We start from the raw sequence: 22,770 nt of genomic DNA, 5'->3' as shown, positions 1-22,770 counted from the left end.
GAACAAAAAGCGAAGGAAACGGCATGAACGAGCGCATTCTGCTTGACTCGGCGTTACGCTATTTTCTGGAAATTGTGCGGCAGGGGTCGATCAATAAGGCATCACAACAGCTGCATGTGGCCCCTTCTGCGGTCAGTCGTCAAATTGCACGTCTGGAAGCCGAGCTGGGCAGCCAGCTGTTCGAACGTCATTCATCCGGTATGAAGCTGAGCCCTTCAGGTGAGCTGCTGGCCGCCCATGCGCGTAAAACACGCCTGGAAACTGCCCGCGTTATTGAAGAGATCACTGGCCTCGAAGGAATACAGCGGGGAACGGTGCGGCTTGCCAGTATCGAGGGGCTGGCCAGTTACTTACTGCCGCATGTGATCAGCGAATACCGCGAAAAACATCACGGCATCCATTTTGATCTGGCCGTCATGTCATCAACCGAGGTAACGCAGCGGGTCTGCGAGGGCCTGGTGGATATTGGGCTGGCGATTTCGCCCGCACCGGAGAAGAACATCCAGGTCGAAAAGCGGATCATGGCGCCTATCCATGCGGTCATGCACAGCAGCCATCTGCTGGCTACCAAAAAGCATGTCTCCCTGGCGCAGCTCAGTCACTACCCGCTGGCGTTACCCACGGAAAATACCACCATTCGACAGCTGTTCAATGTGAGCTGTAGCCGGCAGGGACTGTTGATTGAGCCTGTTATGGTAAGCAATTTCGTCACCACGCTGGTACATTTTGCGGCGTGTCAGGGAGGAATTACGCTAATTGGCGACGTTTCGGTGCGCCACTTAAGTGATGCCGCCCAGATCACTTCGCTCCCCATACGGGATCGGGAGATGAGCGGACGCACTATAGAGGTGCAAACTCTTGCCGGGCGTACCCTGCCCAAGGGTGTTGCGGACTTTCTGGGAGATCTATGTCTGGCCCTGGAGCCTGACAAGGCGTGAGATCACGCTGAACATATCAGCGTGATCTTTGCTTCAATAGTGGATTTTACGTTTATACAGCGCGCTTGGACGCCGCCAACACATACAAAAACTCAAGCCCAAGAGTCGCTGCGGCAAGCGAGGTAATGTCGCCGTGATCGTAAGCCGGGTTAACCTCAACAACATCCATGCCCACCAGATCCATACCCACCAGTCCACGAACGACTTTTAGCAGCAGGTCGGTGGACATACCTCCACATACCGGCGTGCCGGTGCCCGGGGCAAAAGCAGGGTCCAGGCCGTCGATATCCAAGCTGATGTAGGCCGGGTGATGGCCCACGCGGGCGCGAATTTTTTCGAGCACCGCTTTAGGGCCGTTGTCGTTCACCCAATCGGCATCCAGCACTTCGTAAGGATGGTTATGGCGGTCATAGCTTGTGCGAATGCCGATTTGCAGCGAGTGCTCGGGCACGACCAGCCCTTCTTTAAGAGCGTGGTGAAAAATGGTGCCGTGATCAAAGCGGGTGCCTTGCTCGTAGGTGTCGGTATGCGCATCAAAATGGATAAGTGCCAACGGGCCATGCTCGCGAGCGTGGGCGCGTAACAGCGGCAGGCTAATATAGTGGTCACCGCCCAGCGTCAGCATCTTTTTACCCGCACTGAGCCAACGATTGGCATGGTTTTCCAGATTATCCACCAGGCTTTCCGGCTCGCCGTAAGCGTAATCCAGGTTGCCCGCATCGCACACGCGTAAGCGATCTTCCAGGGCGAAATCCCACGGCCAGCGCTTGCCTTCCCAGATGAGATTGGCGGTGCTTTGGCGAATCGCATTCGGCCCCATACGGGTACCCGCACGGCCAGAACACGCCAGATCAAACGGTACACCGCTGACCACTACCTCGGCATCGGTTGCCTTGGGGTCATTGGCTTTAGCCACGCCCATAAAGGTAGAGATAACATCACCAAACAGGCTGGGCATAATTTGTGGGTGGCTCACCGTGGGGCGTCTCCTGGGACTAACCTGAATTTAGAAACAAAGGGAGTAAGCGCATCGCACTAGGGCGAAAGGAGGCCGACAATAAATACTTTTTAGTGATAAATTAAATGAATGTTTAGAATTAAATCATTCACAAGATAAATAATGGCTGGTGATGACCATTTATGAACGTATTCCGCCATTTTGATTTAAATCTGCTGCGGGTATTCATGACGTTGATGCATGAACGACACGTAACACGGGCGGCAGAAAAGCTGCATTTAAGCCAGCCTGCCATAAGCCATGCACTTAAGCGCCTGCGTGAAGCGCTGGATGACCCGCTACTGGTGCGCACAGACCAGGGCATGCAACCCACACCTCGAGCGCTTGCCTTATTGCCGGTGGTTCAGCAGGCGTTGGCTATGCTGCAGGAGGGCCTGGCGCCTCCTGCAACGTTCTTACCTGAAAGCAGTACACGGCGCTTTACCCTGGCCACCACCGACTACTTTGAAGAAGTCATGTACCCGACGTTTCTCAGCCAGTTATTAACCTATGCGCCGGGGATCAGCTTTTCTATCGAGCTGATTACACCAGAGGTACTAAGTGAAGGGCTGGAACAGCGTCAAATCGATATGGTGGTAGGGCTAGATACCCAAATCGAGCTGCCTGGCGGCGTGCTGAAAGCCCCTTGGATGCAGGAGGAGCTGGTGTGTCTGGCGGCCTTGAACAATACCCACATTGGCGATTCGCTGACTATTTTACAGTTTGCCGATGCGCTGCATGTGGAGCTTGCCGATATTAGCGGACTGGGCCCAAGTAATATTGATAACTGTTTAGTGCAGCATGGGTTAACCCGGCGAGTGATTTCCAAAAACCTTAACTATATCGCCGCGGCGAGGGTAGTGGCGCTGACCGGAGCAATCATGACGTTGCCCAGGCAAATGGCCCAGCGATTCATCTCCATGCTGCCGGTACGCTTGGTTGAGCCACCTAAGGAGCTGCCGGCGCTCAATATGACACTGATTCAGCATGGGCTGTATGCCAATGAGCCTTCCACAGTTTGGTTGCATCAGCAGCTAACCGCCTTTGCCAAAGCATTCAGTGAGCAGGCATAGCGGGAACGCACACCATAAGTGCACTATTGGGACGGCACGATAAGGCTGGCATCTATCTTGCTCGGTAACCCGGGGCTTTTTGAAGCGTTGTCGGTACCGCGCTTAATCGGATTACACTGAACGCATTCATTACTACTCTTTATAACAACAGCAAGGAGTTCGCCGATGTCGCTAAATGTTCTGGTCATTGGGGCAGGCATGGGGGGGTTGAGCGCTGCGCTGGCGTTTCAGCAACAGGGTCATCGCGTTACTGTTATGGAGCGTGTCGAAGATATTCGGCCCGTAGGGGCGGCTATTTCTCTCTGGTCTAATGGCGTCAAGGTGATGCACCAATTGGGGTTGGGCGCCACAATCGAGCGTTTGAGTGGCGATATGCAGCGCATGCGCTACCTTCGCCACGACGGCGAACTGCTCAGCGACTTTTCCTTAATGCCCCTGTATGACGACGTACAGCAGCGTGCCTGCCCCATTGCGCGGGCAGCACTCCAGAAAATCCTGTTTGACGCCGTAGGCGCCGAGCATATTGAGCTAGGTCAGCACTGCGTAGATTACGCAAGCGATGCCGATGGCGTGACCGCCTTTTTTTCCAATGGCAGGCAGGTAACGGCGGACCTGCTGATTGTGGCCGATGGCACTCACTCCAAGCTGCGTAACAAGATAATCGGGCGTCCTGTTGAGCGTCAGTATGTAGGCTACGTGAACTGGAACGTACGCGTCCCGGCCACCACTAAGCTCGCCCCGCTGGATAGCTGGGATCAGTATGTCGGTGAGAGTAAGCGCGTCTCACTAATGCCCATGGGCACCGGTGGCAATGCCGACGCGGAGCAGGAGTTTTACTGCTTCTTTGACGTTCCGCTGCCCGCCGACATGCCCAACGAGCCAGCGCGCTACCGGGAAGAGCTGCGCGAGCATTTTTCGGGCTGGAGTGGCGCCGTACACACCCTGATCGAACATTTTGACCCGGCACGCATGGCGCGGGTCGAGATTCATGATATTGAACCGCTGGAAACCCTGACCGATACCCGTGTGGCCTTACTGGGCGATGCCGCCCACGGCATGGCGCCCGATTTGGGCCAGGGTGGCTGCCAGGCCATGGAAGACGCTTGGGTATTGGCCCAATTGGTTCAAAAGTCCCTTGAGGATGCGCCAACGCCAGATGATGCGCTGCGCCAGGCGCTGGATAATTACAATTCAGCGCGTGTTAAGCGGGTAGGGGAGATTGTGGCAAGAGCGCGAACGCGAGCTGAAATGATTCATGGCCACACCCCGGCGCTAACCCAAAACTGGTATGACGAATTAAGCCACGAAGATGGCCAGGGCGTGCGCGAGGGAATCAAAAAGACCATCCTGGGTGGCCCTTTAGGCTAAAACGCCAGAATAAAAATAATAGAGCCGCATAAAAAATGGCGTGCTGTTATCCAGCACGCCATTAATGTGAACGTCTAACCTAGAGATCAGTAGATAAAGCGTACGTAAATATAGCCCAGTGAAAGCAGCGTTAAGGTGGCTATCGCCAGCCAGCTCCACGCATTGATCAGGCGTGAAGGGCGCAGTGCCAAAGGCACGGTAGGACCGTTCGCTGTCAGATGGTTAAGGGTGGCAAGAATAGGACTGATCAAGAATGCCACCACCATCACAAAGTCCATGAATAGGCGGAAACTGCCCATCAGGGTATACAGAATCACAATCGCCAACAGCGATAGACCCACCATGCACACCAAAAATGCTCGACCGCCTTCAAGCGTGCGAGTTTCTTCCGCCTCGGCCTCGCGTGTAAACGTATAGTAAGAGGCGGTGATCATGCGCGGGAAGCCATCTAGCACGGTCAGCAGCGTGGTAAGCATGACGGTAAACGCAGAAATGCCCACGACTACGCCGCTCCACTCGCCTAAGGTGTTGGTGTAAAGACTAATCACTTGACTTGCAAAACCCACGGCGCCATCGGCGGGAGTAATACCCTGGCTGTGCATTACCCCCGCACCCATGATCACGAAGCAGGCGGCGAGTACTGCTGCCCCGATATAGCCAATGTTGAAATCGATCTTTTCAGCGGCGGTATCGCTGCGCATTCCCTGGTTTTTATTGCGCGCTTCTGACCACAACGAGTTCATGATCGCAAGCGTAATGTCCGAAGGCATCAAGCCCAGTACGGCCACCAGGGTAATAAACGTGGCGGTGCTAAACAGCGGAGAGACGGCGGTTGCCGGATAAAGCGTCCAATCGACCAAGGGTACGGCGGCCATGGCTGCAAACACGGTGGTCACACTAAGGATGACAATAAAAACCTTATTGACCCAGTCGAGCAGCTTGTAACCACCGACAAAGGTAAGCGCACAACACAGCGCAATCAATATCACGGCCACCGTGGGCGGGCTTAGCGTCAAGGGCACAATACTACCCGCCAGGCCCGCGGTGGTAATCGCAATGGCGGCAATGATGATCGCTGTGACGGGTATCTGGACCAACGCAAACAGGGCCACCACGGATTTACCAAACGTCTGCCGGTAACCTTCAACCAGCGATTTGCCTGTCACGCTGACATAAAACGGCCCAAAGAAGAAAGACGGATACTTAAGCAGTACTGCCAGCAGGATAAAGCCCAAAAGCCCGATACCATACTCAGCGCCAGCACGCGTTGATTGAACAACATGAGAGGTACCAATGGCCGCACCTGCAAATAAAAAGCCGGGCCCGAGAGCCGCTAGGTACTTGGCATACACTGACTTGGCCGGTGGGGAAGCCATCAGCGTACTGGATTCTTGTGGGGGCATGGCAGGTTCCTTATGAGCTGGGTTTTGTTTAACTCTAATTATTGTTTTTGCGCGAGCAGAATCGTGGGAGCGCTATGTTAGCCTAGTCAGGGGCCGCTTTCCTATTGAGCACCGGTTCACCTCGACTAAATACCGTAAGATATTGCCAAACCACCGAGTGTCGTGCTGAAAGCGCATTGCTTGCGCCAGATCAGTCTCTAGACTGATATGTATTTATTGCATCTTTCTGTGTCTGTACTGGGGAAGCAGGGCAAGGCATAGTCGTACCGGCTTGGCTAAGTGCGCACCGCTGGTTAGTCGGGCCGCGTGGGCAGAATGATAAAACGTTTAAGGGGCCGATAATGTTAACTGTTTTTATCTATTTCATGATTTTTGTGGGCGTCACCATTGCCCTGTACCAAGTCTACGAGGTTAATTACAACATTAACTTCGCCAATGACTTGAAGCTTTCAAATGCTAATAAAGAGCATTTGAGCGAGTTAGCCCAGAAGGCCGGTGTTGCTAGGCAAACCAATGACGCTAGCGCCTTCAATCAGGCGGTCGCGCGTATCTTAGGTCCCGGGCTTGACCCTGAGCTGGCGCTGCGGGCGTTTTCTGAAGAGAAGCAAAGTACCTATGCTATTCCTCTGGTACGCCGCCGGGAGCGTCTCGATTTTAATGGCGAGATAAGCGTTCGCCACCTGCCGTTCTGGAAAACCCGCCTGCCCACATGGAATACCCGCGTGCTGATGATTTCGCTGGTGATTGTTAACAGCATGCTGGCGCAGTTTTTGGGTGGCATGAGCATCTATACACTCTTGTATCCGTTCTCAGCGACGTTTGCCTGGTTGAATGAGCCTGTAATTCTGATGCTGTTGACCTTTGTATTGATCGTGATCTCTCACGGCATTTTCCGGTTTGATATGTACTTGCACGATCTGTATCAAATTGGAAAGCTCACCCGCCAGACACCGGCCGGTAGCCAACGCTTGCACGGCCAGGGCGTCTAGAAGTGACTAAAACGACGTCAGCAGCCGGCCGAGCAGCGCCATGGCCTCTTCGCTGCGCGATGTCCACGGGTGGCCGCAGCTCAGCCGGGCGCAGTGACGATAGCCCTGTGTGGCGGAGAAGATAGGGCCGGGGGCGATACTGATCCCCTGCGCTAAAGCCATCTGAAACAGGCGCAGCGAGTCCACCTGCCTGGGGAATTCAAACCACAGAAAGTAACCGCCAGCAGGGCGTGTTGCCCGGGTATCAGCGGAAAAATAGCGTGCTGCTGCCGCCAACATCTGGGCTTGCTGGGATTCCAAGGCCAGGCGCAGCTTGCGCAGGTGCCGGTCGTAGCCGCCGTGTTGAAGGTAATCGGCAATGGCTACCTGGGCGGGAACCGAGGGCGAAATGGTCGTCATCAGTTTCAATCGGGAAATGCTTTCGGCATAGCGCCCACCGGCTACCCAGCCCACCCGGTAGCCAGGCGCCAGGCACTTTGAAAACGATCCGCAGTGAATCACTAACCCTTCATCATCAAAGTGCTTAACGGGCACGGGCGGTTTGGCGCCAAAATAGAGCTCGGCATACACATCATCTTCAATCAGTGGTACCTGATACTGCTTCAACAGCCCATACAGCGCCTGTTTTTTGGCCTCACTCAAACTTGCCCCTAGCGGGTTCTGCAAATGGCTCATGAACCAGCAGGCTTTGATGGGGTGCTTGGCAAGGCTGTCGGCCAGCTTGTCCAGGTCGATTCCTTCCCTCGGGTGTACAGGGATTTCCACTGCCCTTAACTTCAAGCGTTCCAGTACCTGAAGGCTTGCGTAGAAAGCGGGGGACTCAATTGCCACAAGATCGCCGGGCTGCGTCACGCACTGAAATCCCAGATTAAGCGCTTCCATGGCGCCATTGGTAACTACCAGCTCCTGGGGCGGCAAGTGCATGCCCGCCAGTCGATAGCGCAGGGAAATTTGCCGGCGCAGATCCGTATCGCCCGCGGTCATGTCAGTAATAATGGCGTTGGGGGACAGCTCGCGAAGCCCTTTGGTCATGCTGCGCGCCAAGCGTTGCAGTGGGAACAGCTCAGGGCTTGGAAAGGCCGAGCCAAAGGGTACTGTATCCACATCTTGAAGTGATCCCAGTACCGAGAAAGCCAGCTCGCTTACCGCAATGTCCGCCGTTTCGGGGTGGCCTTGGGTCATCTCTGGTTCGTTGAGAAACCGCTGCGCCTGTTCGCGTACAAAGTAGCCAGAGCGTGGGCGTGCAACAATTAACCCCTGCTTTTCCAGCAGGTAATACGCCTGGAACACCGTCGAAGGACTAATGGCGTAATGGCGGCTTGCCTGGCGAACGGAGGGCACACGCTCCCCCGGCGCCAGCACGCCGCTGCGAATAAGCTCGGAAATTTCCTCGGCAAACCGTTCGTAGCGTTTCATGTTCATCAGCCGCTAAAAAGCAGGCTAAGAGGATACGCTAACGGCTGGCAAAAACCGATTGGCAGACGATTTTGCCAATCGGCGTGCGCATAACAGCTGACGTTATACGCGGCTGACGATCAGTGCTGCATTGACGCCGCCAAAACCAAACCCGTTGCACAGCACATGCTGGGTGGGCTGGGTGCGTGATGTTAGCGGGATAAAGTCCAAATCCTGCATACTTTCATCACACTGAGTCAGGTTAAGCGTGGGCGGCAGCTGGCCGGTGGTGGCCGAAAGTACTGAAAAAATACTCTCAACACCGCCTGCCGCGCCTAGCAAATGGCCCGTTGCCGACTTGGTCGAAGAGATCGGGATGCCGGGCAGGGCGTTACCAAAAACGCGTCGTAAAGCGGCAATTTCCGCCCGGTCGCCCACCGGGGTGGAGGTGGCGTGGGCATTGATATAGTCGATTTCCTCGGCGGATATCCCGGCCATTTTAAGCGCTGAATGAATCGCTGCGGCAGCACCGTTGCCGTCGTCAGGCCCGGCAGTCATATGATAGGCGTCCGCACTGGTGCCATAGCCGCTAATGATTGCCAGCGGTGTGGCGCCGCGCGCTTTCGCATGGTCCAAGGTCTCAATCACCAGCAGACCCGCGCCTTCACCCATGACAAAGCCGTTACGGGTACTGTCGAAGGGGCGCGATGCACTTTCAGGCTGCTCATGCTCGGTGGAAAGCGCTTTGAGCGCGTTGAAACTCGCTAAAGATAATGGGTCAATACACGCCTCGGCGCCGCCCACTAACGCAACGTCGGCTTCTCCGCTGCGGATTAAGCGCATACCGTCACCAATGGCTTGAAGGCCTGCCGCACACGCCGTGACAGGACATCCCAACGGACCCTGAAAGCCATAACGAATCGACAGGTTGCCCGCGGCCATATTGGCCAGAAACGCCGGTACGGTAAATGGTGATACACGGCGATAGCCTTTCTGCTGCAGCGTTTGCTGGGCCTCGGTAATCGTCGGGAACCCGCCAATGCCGGAACCAATAATGGTTGCCGTGGCACGGCGTTGAGCTTCATCCGTTGGCTGCCAACCTGCCTGCTCCAGGGCTTCTTTTGCCGCCGCCATGGCGTAAAGGCTGAACAGGTCCATCTTGCGGCGCTCTTTGGCATCCGCTATATCATCCAGGCATAGCCCTGCTACCGGGTCATCTATTGAGTGGGGGACCGCACCGGCAATTTTGATGGGGATTTGCGCTGTATCAAAACGGGTGATCTGGCTAACACCCGAGCGGCCTTCCAGCAGACCTTCCCAGCTTGCCTTGACGTTGCATCCCAGTGGGCTGACCATACCCATGCCGGTGATAACAATAGGTGAGTGCATAGCGGCTCCTCGAAGCTTTAAATACGGCTACGCTAGCAGCACGCATTATATGATCAAGATAATATTTAGCGGCACCATCTAGCAGTGCCATGACGAGGTAAACATGCCTTATCCCAAAAGCCACAAGGCGAAAACCCGAGAGCGTATTCTGGCCTCAGCCACTGAGTTGTTCAGCCGGTATGGGTTTAACAAGGTTTCCATTGGCCAGGTAATGACGCTTGCCAAGATGACCCATGGCGCTTTTTATGCCCACTTCGCCTCCAAAGAAGCGCTTTATGACGCTTCAGTACGCAAGACGCTGGATAGCAGCCGCGCGGCAAGATTGGTCAAAGGACCGCTCTCTTTGCAGCACTTAACCGAGCTGGTGTCTAACTACTGGAACCTTCAGGAGCTTGAGCGTAAGCAGCAGCCAGGACCTGAAGCGGTGCTGTTTAATGAAATAGGCAGCGAGAAAGCCGAAATACGCACCATGTTCGAGGCTTCTTACATGAGCATGAAAAAAATGCTCGAAACGCGCCTTCTAGCGTTAAGCAAATTGAAAAAGCTGCCTTTTGCCAGCGACCGCCGTGTCATTGCCGATAAGTCACGGGTGATTTTAGCCTCCCTGGTAGGCGCCGTCGCGATTGCTAAAAGTCTGCCCGGTGAGGAGGAACGTCAGCATGTGCTGCTGGCTACCCAGCGCCAGATCCTTTTAATGCTCGGGGTAAGCGAGGGCGATGCCGAAGGAATGTTACAGAGCGTTATGGCGACTTGAAGCGTTGATAAATAACACAAGATTACTTTATTACGTAACTTGTAATGGAGGGTGTATTTTTTAGTTTTTCAGCGCTTTCAATGGCGATATTCTGCATGACCGCTTCTCTGCGGTTTGGGGGCATTGTAAAGTAGCTCGCTAACTAACTATTCATGACCACGCGACAGGTACTTTATATGGCACAACGACAATTCCCGGAACAGCGCATGCTGGCGGCACGCAAGCTGCATCCTCGCTTTACGCCGGTCGTATTTGCTTTCTACATGTCAACAATTATGGCGTTTTTAATGACGCTGCTGGTTACTGCCGTCAACGCGGGAATCAATGAACACTATTTCAGCCAGGTTTGGCAGGCTTACCGCATCGCCATGCCCTGCGCATTTCTATGTATTTTGGTCGTACGTCCCCTGGTCGCCCGCCTTGTTCAGCTAACAATCAGGTCGCATTGAGATAATTACCTCGCCTATTTTTTGCTCATACTGCTCCTCCCGTGTGATGACTTGTAAGAAAGCCCATGCCATCACCTATCAAAGGTTGAATGGCTTTTCTTAAAAGCATCATGAGAATCTACAACGTTTGAAGAAAGGTGGGGTGGTGAGAATCAACCGCCTTTTTAGCGGGCTGTGTTTTAAATTAAAACAGACAATTAAGGCCCATCGTCCACTTCTAAACCGTAGGGAGTACCCGTGTGAGAATAGGCGCACCCAAGGAAACTAGCCGGGGCGAAGCGCGTGTGGCGCTCACCCCTGAAAGTGCCAAACAGATCCAGAAGCTGGGTCATGAGTGCCTGATTGAAACAGGCGCTGGCCTGGCGGCGGGCTTTAATGACGACGCTTACCGTGACGCTGGCGTGACCGTGGTGGATAGTGCGGACACGCTCTGGCAGGACGCTGAGGTGGTCATTAAAGTCCGTGAGCCCTCTGATACAGAAGCCGCGCGATTACGCCAAGGTCAAACGCTAATTGCCTTTTTCTGGCCAGCGCAGAACGAAGCGCTGCTGGAAAAGTGCAAGGCACAGGGCGCCAGCGTGATTGCCATGGACATGGTGCCGCGTATCTCGCGCGCCCAGAAGATGGACGCGCTCTCCTCCATGGCCAATATCGCCGGTTACCGTGCGGTGATAGAGGCAGGCAATAACTTTGGCCGCTTCTTTACCGGTCAGGTAACTGCCGCAGGTAAAGTCCCCCCTGCTAAAGTGCTGGTGATTGGCGCAGGCGTTGCCGGGCTTGCTGCCATTGGTACTGCCACAAGCTTGGGTGCCGTGGTGCGGGCCTTTGATGTACGTCCGGAAGTCTCCGAACAGATCGAGTCCATGGGCGCGGAGTTTTTGTTTCTCGATTTCGAGGACAGCCAGGATGGTTCTGAAAGCGGCGGCTACGCGTCGCCCTCAAGTCCCGAGTTTCGCGAAAAGCAGCTTGAGTGCTTCCGCGAGCAGGCGCCCGATGTAGATATTGTTATCACCACCGCCCTGATCCCTGGTAGGCCCGCGCCCAAGCTGTGGCTGGAAGATATGGTCGCGGCCATGAAACCCGGCTCGGTGATCGTCGATCTGGCGGCTGAAAAAGGCGGTAACTGCGATTTAACCCAGCCCGATGAGCGTATCGTTTCCGATAACGGTGTGATAGTGATCGGCTATACCGACTTCCCTTCGCGCATGGCGACCCAGTCGTCCTTACTGTATGCCACCAATATTCGCCATATGTTGACCGATCTGACGCCTGAGAAGGATGGCGTGATCAACCATAATATGGACGATGACGTGATCCGTGGCGCGACGGTGACCCACCAGGGCGAAGTGACCTTTCCGCCACCGCCGCCCAAAGTAAAAGCGATTGCCGCGGCTAAGCCGAAAAAGAAAGAAAAAGAGCCGACGCCTGAAGAGAAAAAAGCTACAGAAGCATCAGCGTTCAAGGCCCAGACCAAACGCCAGGTAGGCATATTGGCCATCGGCGGCGCGCTGATGCTGCTGCTCGGCCAAGTCGCGCCCGCGTCCTTTATGCAGCACTTTATCGTCTTCGTGTTGGCTTGCTTTATCGGCTTCCAGGTGATCTGGAAGGTGAGCCACTCGCTGCATACGCCGCTGATGGCGGTAACTAATGCGATCTCGGGCATCATTATTCTGGGGGCAATCCTACAGATTGGCTCGGGCAGTGCAGTGGTAAGCGTGCTGGCGGCTATTTCGGTACTGATCGCGACCATCAATATTGTGGGTGGCTTCCTGGTGACACGCCGGATGCTGGCCATGTTCCAGAAATCTTGAGCGGCGGAGAGACGATATGTTAGGTCAAGGATTCGTATCTGCCGCGGCGATCGCGGCAAGCGTGCTGTTTATTCTGTCGTTAGGCGGTTTAAGCAACCAGGAAAAAGCCAAGCGTGCTGTTTGGTACGGCATTGTGGGCATGGCGGTTGCGGTATTTTTTACCGCCTTCGGGCCGGGCATTGGCGGCTACTGGTGGCTGATCCCAATGATGATCATCGGGGCAGTGATCGGTACCTATATGGCAGGCAAGGTCGAAATGACCGAAATGCCCCAGCTGGTGGCAGCCCTTCACAGCTTTGTGGGGCTGGCGGCCGTATTTGTTGCATGGAGTGCGGACCTGGAACGTCGTCGTGTGCTGGCAGCGCGCGCGGCTGATGGCGTCATGCACGAGTTTTCGGCGTTTGCCGCCCTGGTGGCCACCAAGGCCCCTGATGAACTGACGTTTTTGCAGATTGAGGTAGTGTTAGGCATCTTTATCGGCGCGGTCACCTTCACAGGCTCTGTGATCGCCTTTGGCAAGCTGGCGGGCAAGGTGGATGGGAAACCACGCCAGCTACCTGGTGGACACCTGCTCAATGCTGCTGCTGCGGTGCTTTCGCTGCTGCTGGCGGTCATGTACCTCAACGGCGCAGGCTTCTGGACGCTAATTGTGCTCGCCGCGCTTGCCTTCTTTATCGGCTATCACCTGATCATGGGAATTGGCGGTGCTGATATGCCGGTCGTAGTCTCGATGCTTAACAGCTATTCAGGCTGGGCGGCGGCGGCCATCGGCTTCACGCTCGGAAACGATCTCTTGATCGTGACCGGGGCGCTTGTGGGCTCGTCCGGGGCGATTCTCTCTTACATCATGTGCAAGGCGATGAACCGCAACTTCGTCAACGTGATCTTGGGTGGATTTGGCGGAAGCACTGGGCCAGCAGCGGAAATTGAAGGCGAGCAGGTAGCGATTGATGCCAGCGGTGTGGCCAGTGCCCTGAACGATGCCGACAGCGTGGTGATCGTGCCGGGTTACGGCATGGCCGTGGCCCAGGCCCAGAGCGCAGTGAGTGACCTGGTGCGCAAGCTGCGCGCGGCAGGCAAGAACGTGCGCTTTGGCATTCACCCCGTGGCGGGGCGCTTGCCCGGCCACATGAACGTGCTGCTGGCTGAGGCCAAGGTGCCTTACGATATCGTGTTGGAGATGGACGAAATCAACGACGATTTTGCCACCACTGACGTGGTGATCGTGATTGGCTCCAACGACATTGTAAATCCGGCTGCCGAGGAGGACCCCAACAGCCCCATCGCCGGCATGCCAGTGCTGAAGGTGTGGGAGGCCAAGCAGGTGTTTATCTGCAAACGCGGCCAGGGCACCGGCTATTCGGGTATCGAAAACCCGTTGTTCTTCAAGGAGAATAGTCGGATGTTCTACGGCGATGCCCGCGATAGCCTGAACGCACTACTACCATTGGTGGACTAATCCTGCCAAGACCGTTGTAACTTCCAACAGGGCGCCCCGGCGCCCTGTTGGCTTTTCAGACTTCTGCTTCCCTTCCCTATTTTTTGCCCGCCATCGGTATTTTTTGAATACTGCTTTTCTTTAATTGTAATTTCCTATCAATTTAGTCGTTAAATGCAAATTGTTACTATCGAAAAAGTGCTTTAAAAATACGCCATGTTAGTGAAGCGCCGGTCAGCCAGGGTTCAGGCTTTCGGGGTCAGTGGCGCTCACCGTTGGTTCCTTGGCGATGCCAAGGTAAAGAACTATAAGGGGAAATGCAGCATGAGTGGTAAATGTCCGGTAATGCACGGCGGTAACACAGCAGCCAGCAAGTCCAACACTGACTGGTGGCCTAACGCCCTGAACCTAGACATCCTGCACCAGCACGATACCAAGACGAACCCGTTGGGTGAAGATTTTAGCTATCGTGAAGCGCTGGAAACGCTGGATGTTGAAGCACTGAAAGCGGACCTTCGCCAACTGATTACCCAAAGCCAGGAGTGGTGGCCAGCCGATTGGGGCAGCTACGTGGGTATGTTTGCCCGGGTAGCCTGGCACGCGGCGGGCTCCTATCGTCTGGCCGACGGTCGTGGAGGCGGCGGTACCGGCAACCAGCGCTTTGCGCCGCTGAACTCCTGGCCGGATAACGCCAATACCGATAAAGGCCGCCGCCTGCTGTGGCCGATCAAGAAAAAGTACGGTAACAAGATCTCCTGGGCCGATTTGATGATTCTCTCCGGCACCATGGCCTATGAAGTCGCGGGTTTGAAAACTTTCGGCTTTGCGTTTGGTCGCGAGGATATCTGGCACCCGGAAAAGGACACCTACTGGGGCGCTGAAAAAGAGTGGCTGGCACCTTCCGACGGCCGCTACGGCGACGTGGCAAAGCCCGACACCATGCATAACCCGCTGGCCGCCGTGCAGATGGGTCTAATCTACGTGAACCCGGAAGGTGTGAACGGCCAGTCCGACCCGCTCAAGACCGCCGCCCAAGTGCGCGAAACCTTCAAGCGCATGGCGATGAACGATGAAGAGACGGTTGCCCTGACTGCTGGTGGCCACACTATCGGCAAGTGCCATGGTAACGGCACACCCGGCGATCTAAGCCCGGAGCCCGAAGCGGCTGGCCCCGAGCTTCAGGGCCTTGGCTGGATGAAAACCAAGGGTCGTGGCATTGGCCGTGACACCCTGGTAAGCGGTATTGAAGGCGCTTGGACCAAAAACCCGACGCAGTGGGACATGGGCTACTTCGAGATGCTGTTTGGCCATGAATGGGAGCTGAGAAAATCCCCCGCCGGTGCTTCGCAGTGGGAACCTGTCGACATTAAAGAAGAGGACATGCCGGTAGACGTGGAAGACCCTTCCATTCGCTGCATGCCGATCATGACCGATGCCGATATGGCCATGAAGGTCGACCCGATTTACAACGAGATCTGCCAGCGCTTCATGGCGGACCCGGCGTACTTTGATGATGTGTTCGCCCGGGCCTGGTTCAAGCTGACCCACCGCGATATGGGCCCGAAAGTTCGTTACGTAGGCCCGGATGTACCTCAGGAAGACCTGATCTGGCAGGACCCGGTGCCGGCAGGCCGCACCGACTACGATGTTGACGCGCTGAAAGCTCGCATTGCCACCAGCGGCCTGACCATTAGCGACATGGTCAACACCGCCTGGGACAGCGCGCGTACCTTCCGCGGTTCTGACATGCGCGGCGGCGCCAACGGCGCACGCATTCGCTTAGCACCCCAGAACCAGTGGGAAGGTAACGAGCCTGAGCGCCTCGCTCGCGTGTTGGCAGTGCTTGAACCCATCGCTCAGGAAAGCGGCGCAAGCCTTGCCGATACCATCGTGCTGGCGGGCAACGTGGGTATCGAGCAGGCGATAAAAGCCGCTGGCCTCAACGTGACGGTGCCCTTTGCCCCGGGCCGCGGTGATGCAACCGATGAAATGACCGACGCCGAGTCGTTCGACGCGCTTGAGCCTCTGGCAGACGGCTACCGCAACTGGCAGAAAGAGACCTATGTGGTTAGCCCGGAAGAGATGCTCTTGGACCGCACCCAACTGCTCGGCCTGACCGCAGCGGAAATGACTGTATTGGTAGGCGGCATGCGTGTACTGGGTACTAACCACGCGGGCACCAAGCACGGCGTATTTACCGAGCGCGAAGGTGTATTAACTAACGACTTCTTCGTCAACTTGGTGGATATGGCCAATACCTGGCACCCTGCAAGGGATCACTATGAGATTCGTGATCGCAAAACCGGCGAGGTGAAATGGACGGCTACCCGTGTGGATTTGGTGTTTGGCTCCAACTCGATCCTGCGCGCGTATGCAGAAATCTACGCCCAGGACGACCACGCCGAGAAGTTTACCCACGACTTCATCGCCGCCTGGACTAAAGTGATGAACGCCGACCGTTTTGACCTGGCGTAACGCCACGCGCCCCAGGAGGGGCGCTTAAGCAGTAAGAACATATTAATGTACCCAGCCTTGCCCGCATCGAAAGATGCGGGCTTTTTTAGGGCAGAAGGAAAGGTTTAAAACGCTTCCCATTCGGGCTCGGCGACGGCCTTTCTAGCCTTGGGGGCTGAAGGCGCAGGGGATGCGGCCGGTAAACGCGGGTTACTGGGGGCTGGCGGGGTAGCGTTTGCGGAGATGGGCAGCGGCTGCGAGTCGCCCAGCACGAATTCGCTCATCAGCTGGTCCAGGCGCTCGGCGTTTTTACGCATCTGCGCGGCAAGGGAAGCATTCTGGCTTACCATGGAAGCATTCTGCTGCGTCATGGTATCCATTTCGGCAACGGCAGTATTCACCTGTTCAATACCCGCGGTTTGCTCACGAGCGCCAGCGGTGATTTCACCAATCACGTCAGACACTTGAGTGATGCTGCGATGGATTTCCTGCATCTGCTGGGCAGCGGATTTAACGATATGGTTGCCTTCTTTGGCATGATTGACCGACACATCAATCAGCGCACGTATATCCTGTGCCGCGGTGGCCGAGCGGCTGGCTAGCGTACGCACCTCGTTGGCCACTACTGCAAACCCGCGCCCTTGCTCGCCGGCTCTCGCGGCTTCGACCGATGCGTTAAGCGCCAGAATATTGGTTTGAAAGGCGATGGAGTCGATCAGGCCGATAATATCGCTGATCTTATTGGATGATTCACTGATCGCGCCCATCTTGCTTTCCATCTGGGTCATGGATTCAGTGCCGCGCTTGGAGGCGCCTGCGGCTTCAATCGCCAGGCCATTGGCCTGTTCGGATGCTTGCGACGTATGCGCTACGGTTGAGTGGATCTCCTCCATGGAGGCGGAGGTTTCCTGGATATTCGCGGCGGCCTGATCGGTACGTGAGGAAAGCTCATGGGTACCATCCGCCATGTCGCTGGCACCGGCGAGTACCGTTTGGGCGTTATGGCGCACTTCCTGAAGGGTGGCCTGCATACGCTCAACGAACGCATTGAAACCACGCGCAAGATCACCGATTTCGTCTTGTGATTTGACTTCCAGACGGCGGGTGAGATCGCCCTTGCCTTGAGCGATATCGGCCATGGCGTTAGCCGTATGCTTGATGGGCGCAAGAGAGCGGCGTGCCGCGTAGGCAACTACCACCAGGAGCAATACCAGCAGCAACCCGCCTGCCAGTAAAAGAGACTTCAGCAAGCTGTTGGTCACGGCGGTAAAGGCGGTCATGGGAACGGTTACGCCGACAACCCAGGAGGTACCCTTCACAGGACTCCACATAAGTCGAGTACGTTCGCCACTAGGCATGGTAATTTCACCGGAACCGGGGGCGCCGCCGAGAATCGACTGACTCAGCGCATCCAGCCCCTGATACCCCTGAGTGCGGTCGGCATCGGTATAGTTCAGCGACATACGATACTCTTCCACCGGGTGGGCAATAACCTGACCTTGACTGTCAATTAGCCAGCCGTAACTTCCCTCGCCGATATTGATAGCCGAGGTGATGTCAGACACCGCGGCCATGGAGACGGTGATGCCTAGAAGCCCTGCGCGGTTGCCGCGTTCATCGAAAACGGTATCGACCACCAGCGCTGTCGGCAGTCCACTGACCATGGAGATAACCGGGTCGACAAGCAGGCTGTCCTGGCTGCCTTCAGTAACGAGTGTCTTGAAGTAGGAACGTTCCGAGATGTCTAGCGGCACGCCAGCATGGGTTATCGTGTCGCCCGATGCATTAGAGAAGAAAAGCGACTCGATGGTGCCGCCCGGAGGGTAGCGTTTGGCGAGCCAGCCAAGATGCGTAGCGACAGGCAGATCTTCGGCGAGACGCTCATCTTCCGCCAGCACCGCATTCCAGCTACGGTAGCCGTTGATCCAGCGGCTTATCTCGTCAGCGCGTGCCTCAACCTGTCGTGTACCAGCATTGTCGATCAGTGAGGGGATGGCCCGGTTGAGTTGTTGACTGACAATAATGCCGAGAACGACGGCAACAATCAGTAAGGGGAGAGCAACTGCACTCAGTAATTTTTGTGTTAACGACAGACGAGAAAACTTGCTCATTGAAGGCCTCGGTAGGTAAGAATTTGGCCATTACTGGCTGGTCATGATCCACTCAGTTTTTTATGGCGAAGAGATCGTTTTTTTATTACTGGTGCAAAAGTTAATAACGACCGTTTTACGATTAACTTAAGTCGAATTATCTTTGTTATAGGTCAGTAAACGTTAAGGGTGCTTTCATCAAAAGCGTTGGATACGTTACTGATCATCGTGTTGTTATCACTTGCCATGTCACTTTCCTCGATAGGTACGCATGATATCGGCCATGGTTGCCAGCGCGATCTCCGCTGGTGTTTTACTTCCCAGGTTCAGGCCGATCGGCATGACGATCCGTGCAATATCGGTATCGGTCAAACCGCCTGAGCGCCGTAAGCGTTCGGCACGTTGCGCTGAAGTTTTCGTCGACCCCATGACGCCGATATAAAAAGCATCAGTGCGTACAGCCTCGATCATCGCCAGATCATCAATACGCGGGTCGTGCGTAAGGGCGACAATCGCCGTGGCTGCGTGGCAGGCTCCTGAGGCTATGAACAGCGAAGGCAGCACCGCCTGTACCTCGACACCAGGAATATTGAAGTCGCGCCGCATCTCCTTGCGTGGGTCGCAGACAATAACTTCAAACCCCAGTGCCTGAGCGAACTGGGCGCAGGGAACGGCGACAGTGGAAATGCCTGCGATAATCAGGCGCAACGACGGGCCAATACGAAGATAGGCGGCATGCTCATCGCACGTGACGGCAGGCCCCGGCCCTTCGGGCACGATGAAACGCTTGCGCGAGCCGTCCAGTAACACATGACGTATCAATGGCCGGCGTCCCATCAGTGTGGCATGCACGACTTCAAGATGGATCAATGTGTCGGCGCTGGGTTCAAGCCGTTCCACCAGCACACTAAGACGCCCGCCACAGGGCAAGCGAACGGTGTCATCATCTTCTCCACCGTAGTGAATCAGTTGAACCGGTGAGGCTGAATGAATCTCCTTTTCCAGGCGTTCCAGAAAGTTCTCTTCAATGCACCCGCCTGATAGCGAACCGATGAACTGCTCCTTTGAGCACGCAGCCATGACGGCTCCGGGTTCCCTGGGTGACGAGCCAAAGGTCGTCAGTACCGTACACAGCCAGACCACATGGCCCTGGTTAGCCCACTGAAGGGCCCGCTCGATAACCTGAAGATCAAGGTGCTGCATTACAGCGTCACCTCTGCGCGTTTTTTTGTGGGTATATCGCCTTGCCCAAGCTGCCGACGCACGGTTTCGGCGGTAAACGGAGGGTGTGTAAAGCGCACGCCTGTCGCATCGAACAGCGCATTGGCAATGGCCGGAGCGCCGGGGAGCGACGTGGATTCGCCAACACCTAGCGACGGCTGGTCCGTTCGGTCCAGCATTAGAAGCTGAATATCTGGAAGCTCCGAAAAGCGCAGGATGGGGTAGCTGCCCCACTCACGATTCATGGGTAAGCCCTTTTCGAAGGTCACCCGTTCTTTCAGGGTTCGGCTAAGCGTCTGGATGACGTTACCATGCACTTGGTGGCGTACGCCGTCGGGGTTGATCATGAGTCCGGCATCCTGACCCACATATAGACGCTCGATAATGATCCGGCCACTGGTGGGATGCACTTTGAGTTCGACGACCCAGGCCGCCAGCGCGGCGCCGAACCCGGGGAATTTGCTATGCACATACTGCGCGTAGGCAAAGCCCCGCCCGTAATGCCAGCCGGCTTCGATACGAGGGGGAGAGTATGCTGTTCGAGTCTGCCAATGAGCGCGTGTGGCCAAAGCCTTGACGAGTTCTATGGCACGCGTGTCGGTCAAGTGCCGAATTCGGAAGGCAACGGGGTCTTCCTCGGCCAAGTAAGCCAGCTCGTCGATGACACTTTCATGCGCAAAAGCGTTCGGCATGGCGGAAACGCCACGTAGCCATGAAGCGCGCACGAGCGTGGGCACATCGTCACAGGCAATGCGCCGATGTGGGTAGCGATAAGGCGGAACTGACGTGCGGTCCCCCATCTGGAAAGGTACGTCGCTGGGTTGCTGCACGCCTGTCAGCAAAAGCGCCAGGGTAGGTGCATTGTTGGAAGGGTAGCGAGCAACAAAACGGCAGCCTGACAGGTTACCTTCGGCATCGATACCGGCTTCAACATCCATCCGCTGGGCAGCTCCCTTGGGTTCCCAGAGGTGCTCCTGCTCGCGGGTGAGCTGGACGCGCACAGGGCGACCAACAGCCCTTGATAACAAAGCAGCATCAGCACCCACATCATCGGCACAGTTGCGGCCGTAACAGCCGGAGGCCTCCATACGCGTGACGGTAATGGCGCTTTCATCCAGCAGCATCAGGCGCGACAGCTCGGCACGCAAGCTGTGAGGGTTCTGCGTGCCCGACCAGACGTGTAGTTGATCGTCACAGTAGTGAGCAACCGAGCACGACGGCCCAATTGAACCATGCAGCTGAAAAGGCCAGACATAAGCGCGTCGAACACGATATTGAGCACTTTTAAGGGCATTGTCGACCTGCCCTTCTTCAAGCAGTAGGCGTTGTTGCACCGGCAGTTCATCCAGTGCTTGTTCAATGTTATGCATGGGGGGCAGCGTATCGGGCCTGCGCCAAACGATGTTGAGTTTACGGGCGATGGCCGCCGCCTGCTCTTCGCGTTCAGCCACAACGCCGACAAAATCGCCAATCGTCACAACGCTGATCAGCCCTGCCATGCCAGCTACTGAGCTTTCATCAATGGATATTAGTGAATTACCGACAAAATCGCCCCGGTCATAACCACTATAAGGAGGCCGAATTACTTGGCCGTAGAGCATATCCGGCAGGCGAATGTCATGCACGAACGTCAGTGCGCCCGTTACCTTGCCGGGAATATCCACGCGAGGCGTTGCCTTGCCCACCAGGCAGTATTGATGGGCAGGTTTGAGGGGCACATCATCGGCAAGCTTCAGGGCATGTCGGGCGCCGACGAGCAGTTCGCTATAGCTGATGGCGGGTAACGTGTCGTCTAACGGGGTAATATGACCTGCACGACAATAGAGCTGGTGTTGAGATAGACCAAAATGAAGGGCGGCTCTGGAGAGTAAATATTCACGCGCCTGAGCGGCAGCACGACGAAGCGGCTCGGCAGTAATCTGAATAGTGGCGCTAGCAATTGTTGGCCCCTGGTTGGGTACTTCGAACGGATCTCCCAGGATCATGGTGACGGATTCAAGCGCTACCTCAAGCTCTTCAGCCACGATCTGGGTAAGCGCGGTGCGTATGCCAGTGCCGAGATCCACATGACCGTTGAATGCCAGCACTTGGCCCGTGCTCAGAATAGCAATGAAAATTTCAGGCTCAGTAGGCACAAAATTAGAATGTGTGCCCGGTTGTCCCGGCGCAGGCTTGGGAGGCGTAATCGGGTCCCGATACACGATAAGAAGGTCAGGATCGTGTAGAAGGGCTTGTCGATTATAGGATTTCTTGCCGCTCATGTGGCCTCCTTGGTTATTTTTAGATGCTCAGATCGTTCATTTATAGCGAGAGGTTGCTTGAGTTTAATATAAATTTATAATGTGTACGCCATAAATTAGCGGAGAAACAAGCGGTAATTCTCGCGTTATACGTAAAGCTCTCCATAACTTTTTTCCACTGCCATACTTGAATGACATCACTGCGCATCAGCAAGGAGTTTGAATGACATCGGACCGTTCCCACGACGTCCAAAAGAATGAGCACCCTACGCCGTCTGAGCAGGGGTACGATTTTTCAGAACAGGTCGGCCATTTGCTACGTAAGGCCTATCAGCGCCATATCGCCATTTTCCAGCGCCACGTCTGCGATAAGCAGCTAACGGCCATTCAGTTTGTCACCTTGTGCACTGTGATGGAGCGAGGGTCCAGCTCCTTGACCGACATCGTTAACGCCACGGCTATTGATCCGGCCACTGTTCGAGGTGTGATCAAGCGTCTCAAAGCCCGCGAATGGGTCACGCTGACCACTGACCCCAATGATCAACGCAAGGTGATGGTGGTGATTACCGAAGCCGGGGCCGCCATCGTTGAGGCAATGGTGCCCAACGCCCAAAAGATCAGTGATGCCACCATGCAAAACCTCAACCCCGCTGAGCGCGTCGCGCTGATGCACCTGCTGGAGAAAATGAATGCAGACCCTGGTTCACCAACAGTGAATAACTGAAATATATGATGGCCTGATACAAAAAGCCCCTTTGATT

At 55.6% G+C, this 22,770-nt stretch carries 17 protein-coding genes; 10 read left to right on the top strand and 7 right to left on the bottom strand.

The genetic code is table 11. From position 1 onward, the window contains the following. Positions 1-23 precede the first annotated feature (23 nt). Positions 24-938, top strand: a complete 915-nt coding sequence (locus tag ELY38_RS06615; protein ID WP_127060717.1) for a LysR family transcriptional regulator — start codon at positions 24-26, stop codon at positions 936-938. 52 nt (positions 939-990) lie between these two features. Here the strand turns inward: ELY38_RS06615 and speB are convergent, their stop codons facing one another. Continuing rightward, the gene (speB, locus tag ELY38_RS06610; RefSeq protein ID WP_422822315.1) at positions 991-1,896 is read right to left on the bottom strand and encodes an agmatinase; all 906 of its coding nucleotides are present in this window, start codon (positions 1,894-1,896) and stop codon (positions 991-993) included. Between the two features lie 182 nt (positions 1,897-2,078). Between speB and ELY38_RS06605 the strand changes: the two genes are divergently transcribed. Both ELY38_RS06605 and hpxO read left to right on the top strand, forming a co-directional pair. Then, the gene (locus ELY38_RS06605) at positions 2,079-3,008 is read left to right on the top strand and encodes a LysR family transcriptional regulator (protein WP_127060713.1); all 930 of its coding nucleotides are present in this window, start codon (positions 2,079-2,081) and stop codon (positions 3,006-3,008) included. Between the two features lie 165 nt (positions 3,009-3,173). Then, complete coding sequence (gene hpxO / locus ELY38_RS06600) at positions 3,174-4,376, top strand: FAD-dependent urate hydroxylase HpxO (protein ID WP_127060712.1); 1,203 nt, start codon at positions 3,174-3,176, stop codon at positions 4,374-4,376. 86 nt (positions 4,377-4,462) lie between these two features. Here hpxO and ELY38_RS06595 read toward each other — a convergent pair whose 3' ends face one another. Further along, positions 4,463-5,779: an NRAMP family divalent metal transporter gene (locus ELY38_RS06595; protein WP_127060710.1), complete on the bottom strand. Its 1,317-nt coding sequence runs from the start codon at positions 5,777-5,779 to the stop codon at positions 4,463-4,465. 341 nt (positions 5,780-6,120) lie between these two features. On the opposite strand from ELY38_RS06595, the gene ELY38_RS06590 reads away from it, so the two are divergent. Further along, positions 6,121-6,768, top strand: coding sequence for a hypothetical protein (locus ELY38_RS06590; RefSeq protein ID WP_127060709.1), 648 nt, complete (start codon positions 6,121-6,123; stop codon positions 6,766-6,768). 6 nt (positions 6,769-6,774) lie between these two features. Here ELY38_RS06590 and ELY38_RS06585 read toward each other — a convergent pair whose 3' ends face one another. Beyond that, the gene (locus tag ELY38_RS06585) at positions 6,775-8,184 is read right to left on the bottom strand and encodes an aminotransferase-like domain-containing protein (protein ID WP_127060708.1); all 1,410 of its coding nucleotides are present in this window, start codon (positions 8,182-8,184) and stop codon (positions 6,775-6,777) included. A 102-nt stretch (positions 8,185-8,286) separates the two neighbouring features. Beyond that, positions 8,287-9,552 (bottom strand): beta-ketoacyl-ACP synthase II, encoded by a 1,266-nt coding sequence (gene fabF, locus ELY38_RS06580; protein ID WP_127060707.1) that lies wholly within the window; start codon positions 9,550-9,552, stop codon positions 8,287-8,289. A gap of 103 nt (positions 9,553-9,655) precedes the next feature. On the opposite strand from fabF, the gene ELY38_RS06575 reads away from it, so the two are divergent. From ELY38_RS06575 to katG, 5 genes are all read left to right on the top strand, one after another. Continuing rightward, a complete protein-coding gene (locus tag ELY38_RS06575; RefSeq protein WP_127060706.1) occupies positions 9,656-10,306 on the top strand; it encodes a TetR/AcrR family transcriptional regulator in 651 nt (216 codons plus the stop codon). A 176-nt stretch (positions 10,307-10,482) separates the two neighbouring features. After that, the gene (locus ELY38_RS06570; RefSeq protein ID WP_127060705.1) at positions 10,483-10,755 is read left to right on the top strand and encodes a DUF2798 domain-containing protein; all 273 of its coding nucleotides are present in this window, start codon (positions 10,483-10,485) and stop codon (positions 10,753-10,755) included. Between the two features lie 239 nt (positions 10,756-10,994). Next, positions 10,995-12,566 (top strand): Re/Si-specific NAD(P)(+) transhydrogenase subunit alpha, encoded by a 1,572-nt coding sequence (locus tag ELY38_RS06565; RefSeq protein ID WP_127060704.1) that lies wholly within the window; start codon positions 10,995-10,997, stop codon positions 12,564-12,566. A 16-nt stretch (positions 12,567-12,582) separates the two neighbouring features. Further along, positions 12,583-14,025, top strand: a complete 1,443-nt coding sequence (locus ELY38_RS06560) for an NAD(P)(+) transhydrogenase (Re/Si-specific) subunit beta (RefSeq protein ID WP_127060703.1) — start codon at positions 12,583-12,585, stop codon at positions 14,023-14,025. A 303-nt stretch (positions 14,026-14,328) separates the two neighbouring features. Next, a complete protein-coding gene (gene katG, locus ELY38_RS06555) occupies positions 14,329-16,479 on the top strand; it encodes a catalase/peroxidase HPI (protein WP_127060702.1) in 2,151 nt (716 codons plus the stop codon). A 104-nt stretch (positions 16,480-16,583) separates the two neighbouring features. On the opposite strand, the gene ELY38_RS06550 is transcribed toward katG, so the two are convergent. The 3 genes from ELY38_RS06550 to ELY38_RS06540 form a co-directional block, all read right to left on the bottom strand. After that, positions 16,584-18,569: a methyl-accepting chemotaxis protein gene (locus ELY38_RS06550; protein WP_127060701.1), complete on the bottom strand. Its 1,986-nt coding sequence runs from the start codon at positions 18,567-18,569 to the stop codon at positions 16,584-16,586. Positions 18,570-18,797: 228 nt separating this feature from the next. After that, positions 18,798-19,751: an XdhC family protein gene (locus ELY38_RS06545; RefSeq protein WP_127060700.1), complete on the bottom strand. Its 954-nt coding sequence runs from the start codon at positions 19,749-19,751 to the stop codon at positions 18,798-18,800. Then, complete coding sequence (locus ELY38_RS06540; RefSeq protein WP_127060699.1) at positions 19,751-22,030, bottom strand: xanthine dehydrogenase family protein molybdopterin-binding subunit; 2,280 nt, start codon at positions 22,028-22,030, stop codon at positions 19,751-19,753. The genes ELY38_RS06545 and ELY38_RS06540 overlap by 1 nt, the downstream gene beginning before the upstream one ends. A 202-nt stretch (positions 22,031-22,232) precedes the next feature. Here ELY38_RS06540 and ELY38_RS06535 point away from each other — a divergent pair, with 202 nt between their 5' ends. Continuing rightward, positions 22,233-22,733 (top strand): MarR family winged helix-turn-helix transcriptional regulator, encoded by a 501-nt coding sequence (locus ELY38_RS06535; RefSeq protein ID WP_127060698.1) that lies wholly within the window; start codon positions 22,233-22,235, stop codon positions 22,731-22,733. Positions 22,734-22,770: the final 37 nt, after the last annotated feature.

The organism is Vreelandella nanhaiensis (genome assembly GCF_003990185.1).
Lineage (GTDB): Bacteria > Pseudomonadota > Gammaproteobacteria > Pseudomonadales > Halomonadaceae > Vreelandella > Vreelandella nanhaiensis.
Note: the sequence above shows the minus strand (reverse complement) of the source record. Positions and strands in the feature narration are given on the sequence as shown.

Bases quoted from the DNA above. Each gene is read 5' to 3' on its own strand.
- katG (WP_127060702.1), top strand. From the start codon at position 14,329: ATGAGTGGTAAATGTCCGGTAATGCACGGCGGTAACACAGCAGCCAGC.
- speB (WP_422822315.1), bottom strand. From the start codon at position 1,896: ATGCCCAGCCTGTTTGGTGATGTTATCTCTACCTTTATGGGCGTGGCT.
- ELY38_RS06550 (WP_127060701.1), bottom strand. From the start codon at position 18,569: ATGAGCAAGTTTTCTCGTCTGTCGTTAACACAAAAATTACTGAGTGCA.
- ELY38_RS06615 (WP_127060717.1), top strand. From the start codon at position 24: ATGAACGAGCGCATTCTGCTTGACTCGGCGTTACGCTATTTTCTGGAA.
- ELY38_RS06535 (WP_127060698.1), top strand. From the start codon at position 22,233: ATGACATCGGACCGTTCCCACGACGTCCAAAAGAATGAGCACCCTACG.
- fabF (WP_127060707.1), bottom strand. From the start codon at position 9,552: ATGCACTCACCTATTGTTATCACCGGCATGGGTATGGTCAGCCCACTG.
- ELY38_RS06590 (WP_127060709.1), top strand. From the start codon at position 6,121: ATGTTAACTGTTTTTATCTATTTCATGATTTTTGTGGGCGTCACCATT.
- ELY38_RS06540 (WP_127060699.1), bottom strand. From the start codon at position 22,030: ATGAGCGGCAAGAAATCCTATAATCGACAAGCCCTTCTACACGATCCT.
- ELY38_RS06605 (WP_127060713.1), top strand. From the start codon at position 2,079: ATGAACGTATTCCGCCATTTTGATTTAAATCTGCTGCGGGTATTCATG.
- ELY38_RS06570 (WP_127060705.1), top strand. From the start codon at position 10,483: ATGGCACAACGACAATTCCCGGAACAGCGCATGCTGGCGGCACGCAAG.
- hpxO (WP_127060712.1), top strand. From the start codon at position 3,174: ATGTCGCTAAATGTTCTGGTCATTGGGGCAGGCATGGGGGGGTTGAGC.
- ELY38_RS06585 (WP_127060708.1), bottom strand. From the start codon at position 8,184: ATGAAACGCTACGAACGGTTTGCCGAGGAAATTTCCGAGCTTATTCGC.
- ELY38_RS06595 (WP_127060710.1), bottom strand. From the start codon at position 5,779: ATGCCCCCACAAGAATCCAGTACGCTGATGGCTTCCCCACCGGCCAAG.
- ELY38_RS06560 (WP_127060703.1), top strand. From the start codon at position 12,583: ATGTTAGGTCAAGGATTCGTATCTGCCGCGGCGATCGCGGCAAGCGTG.
- ELY38_RS06575 (WP_127060706.1), top strand. From the start codon at position 9,656: ATGCCTTATCCCAAAAGCCACAAGGCGAAAACCCGAGAGCGTATTCTG.
- ELY38_RS06545 (WP_127060700.1), bottom strand. From the start codon at position 19,751: ATGCAGCACCTTGATCTTCAGGTTATCGAGCGGGCCCTTCAGTGGGCT.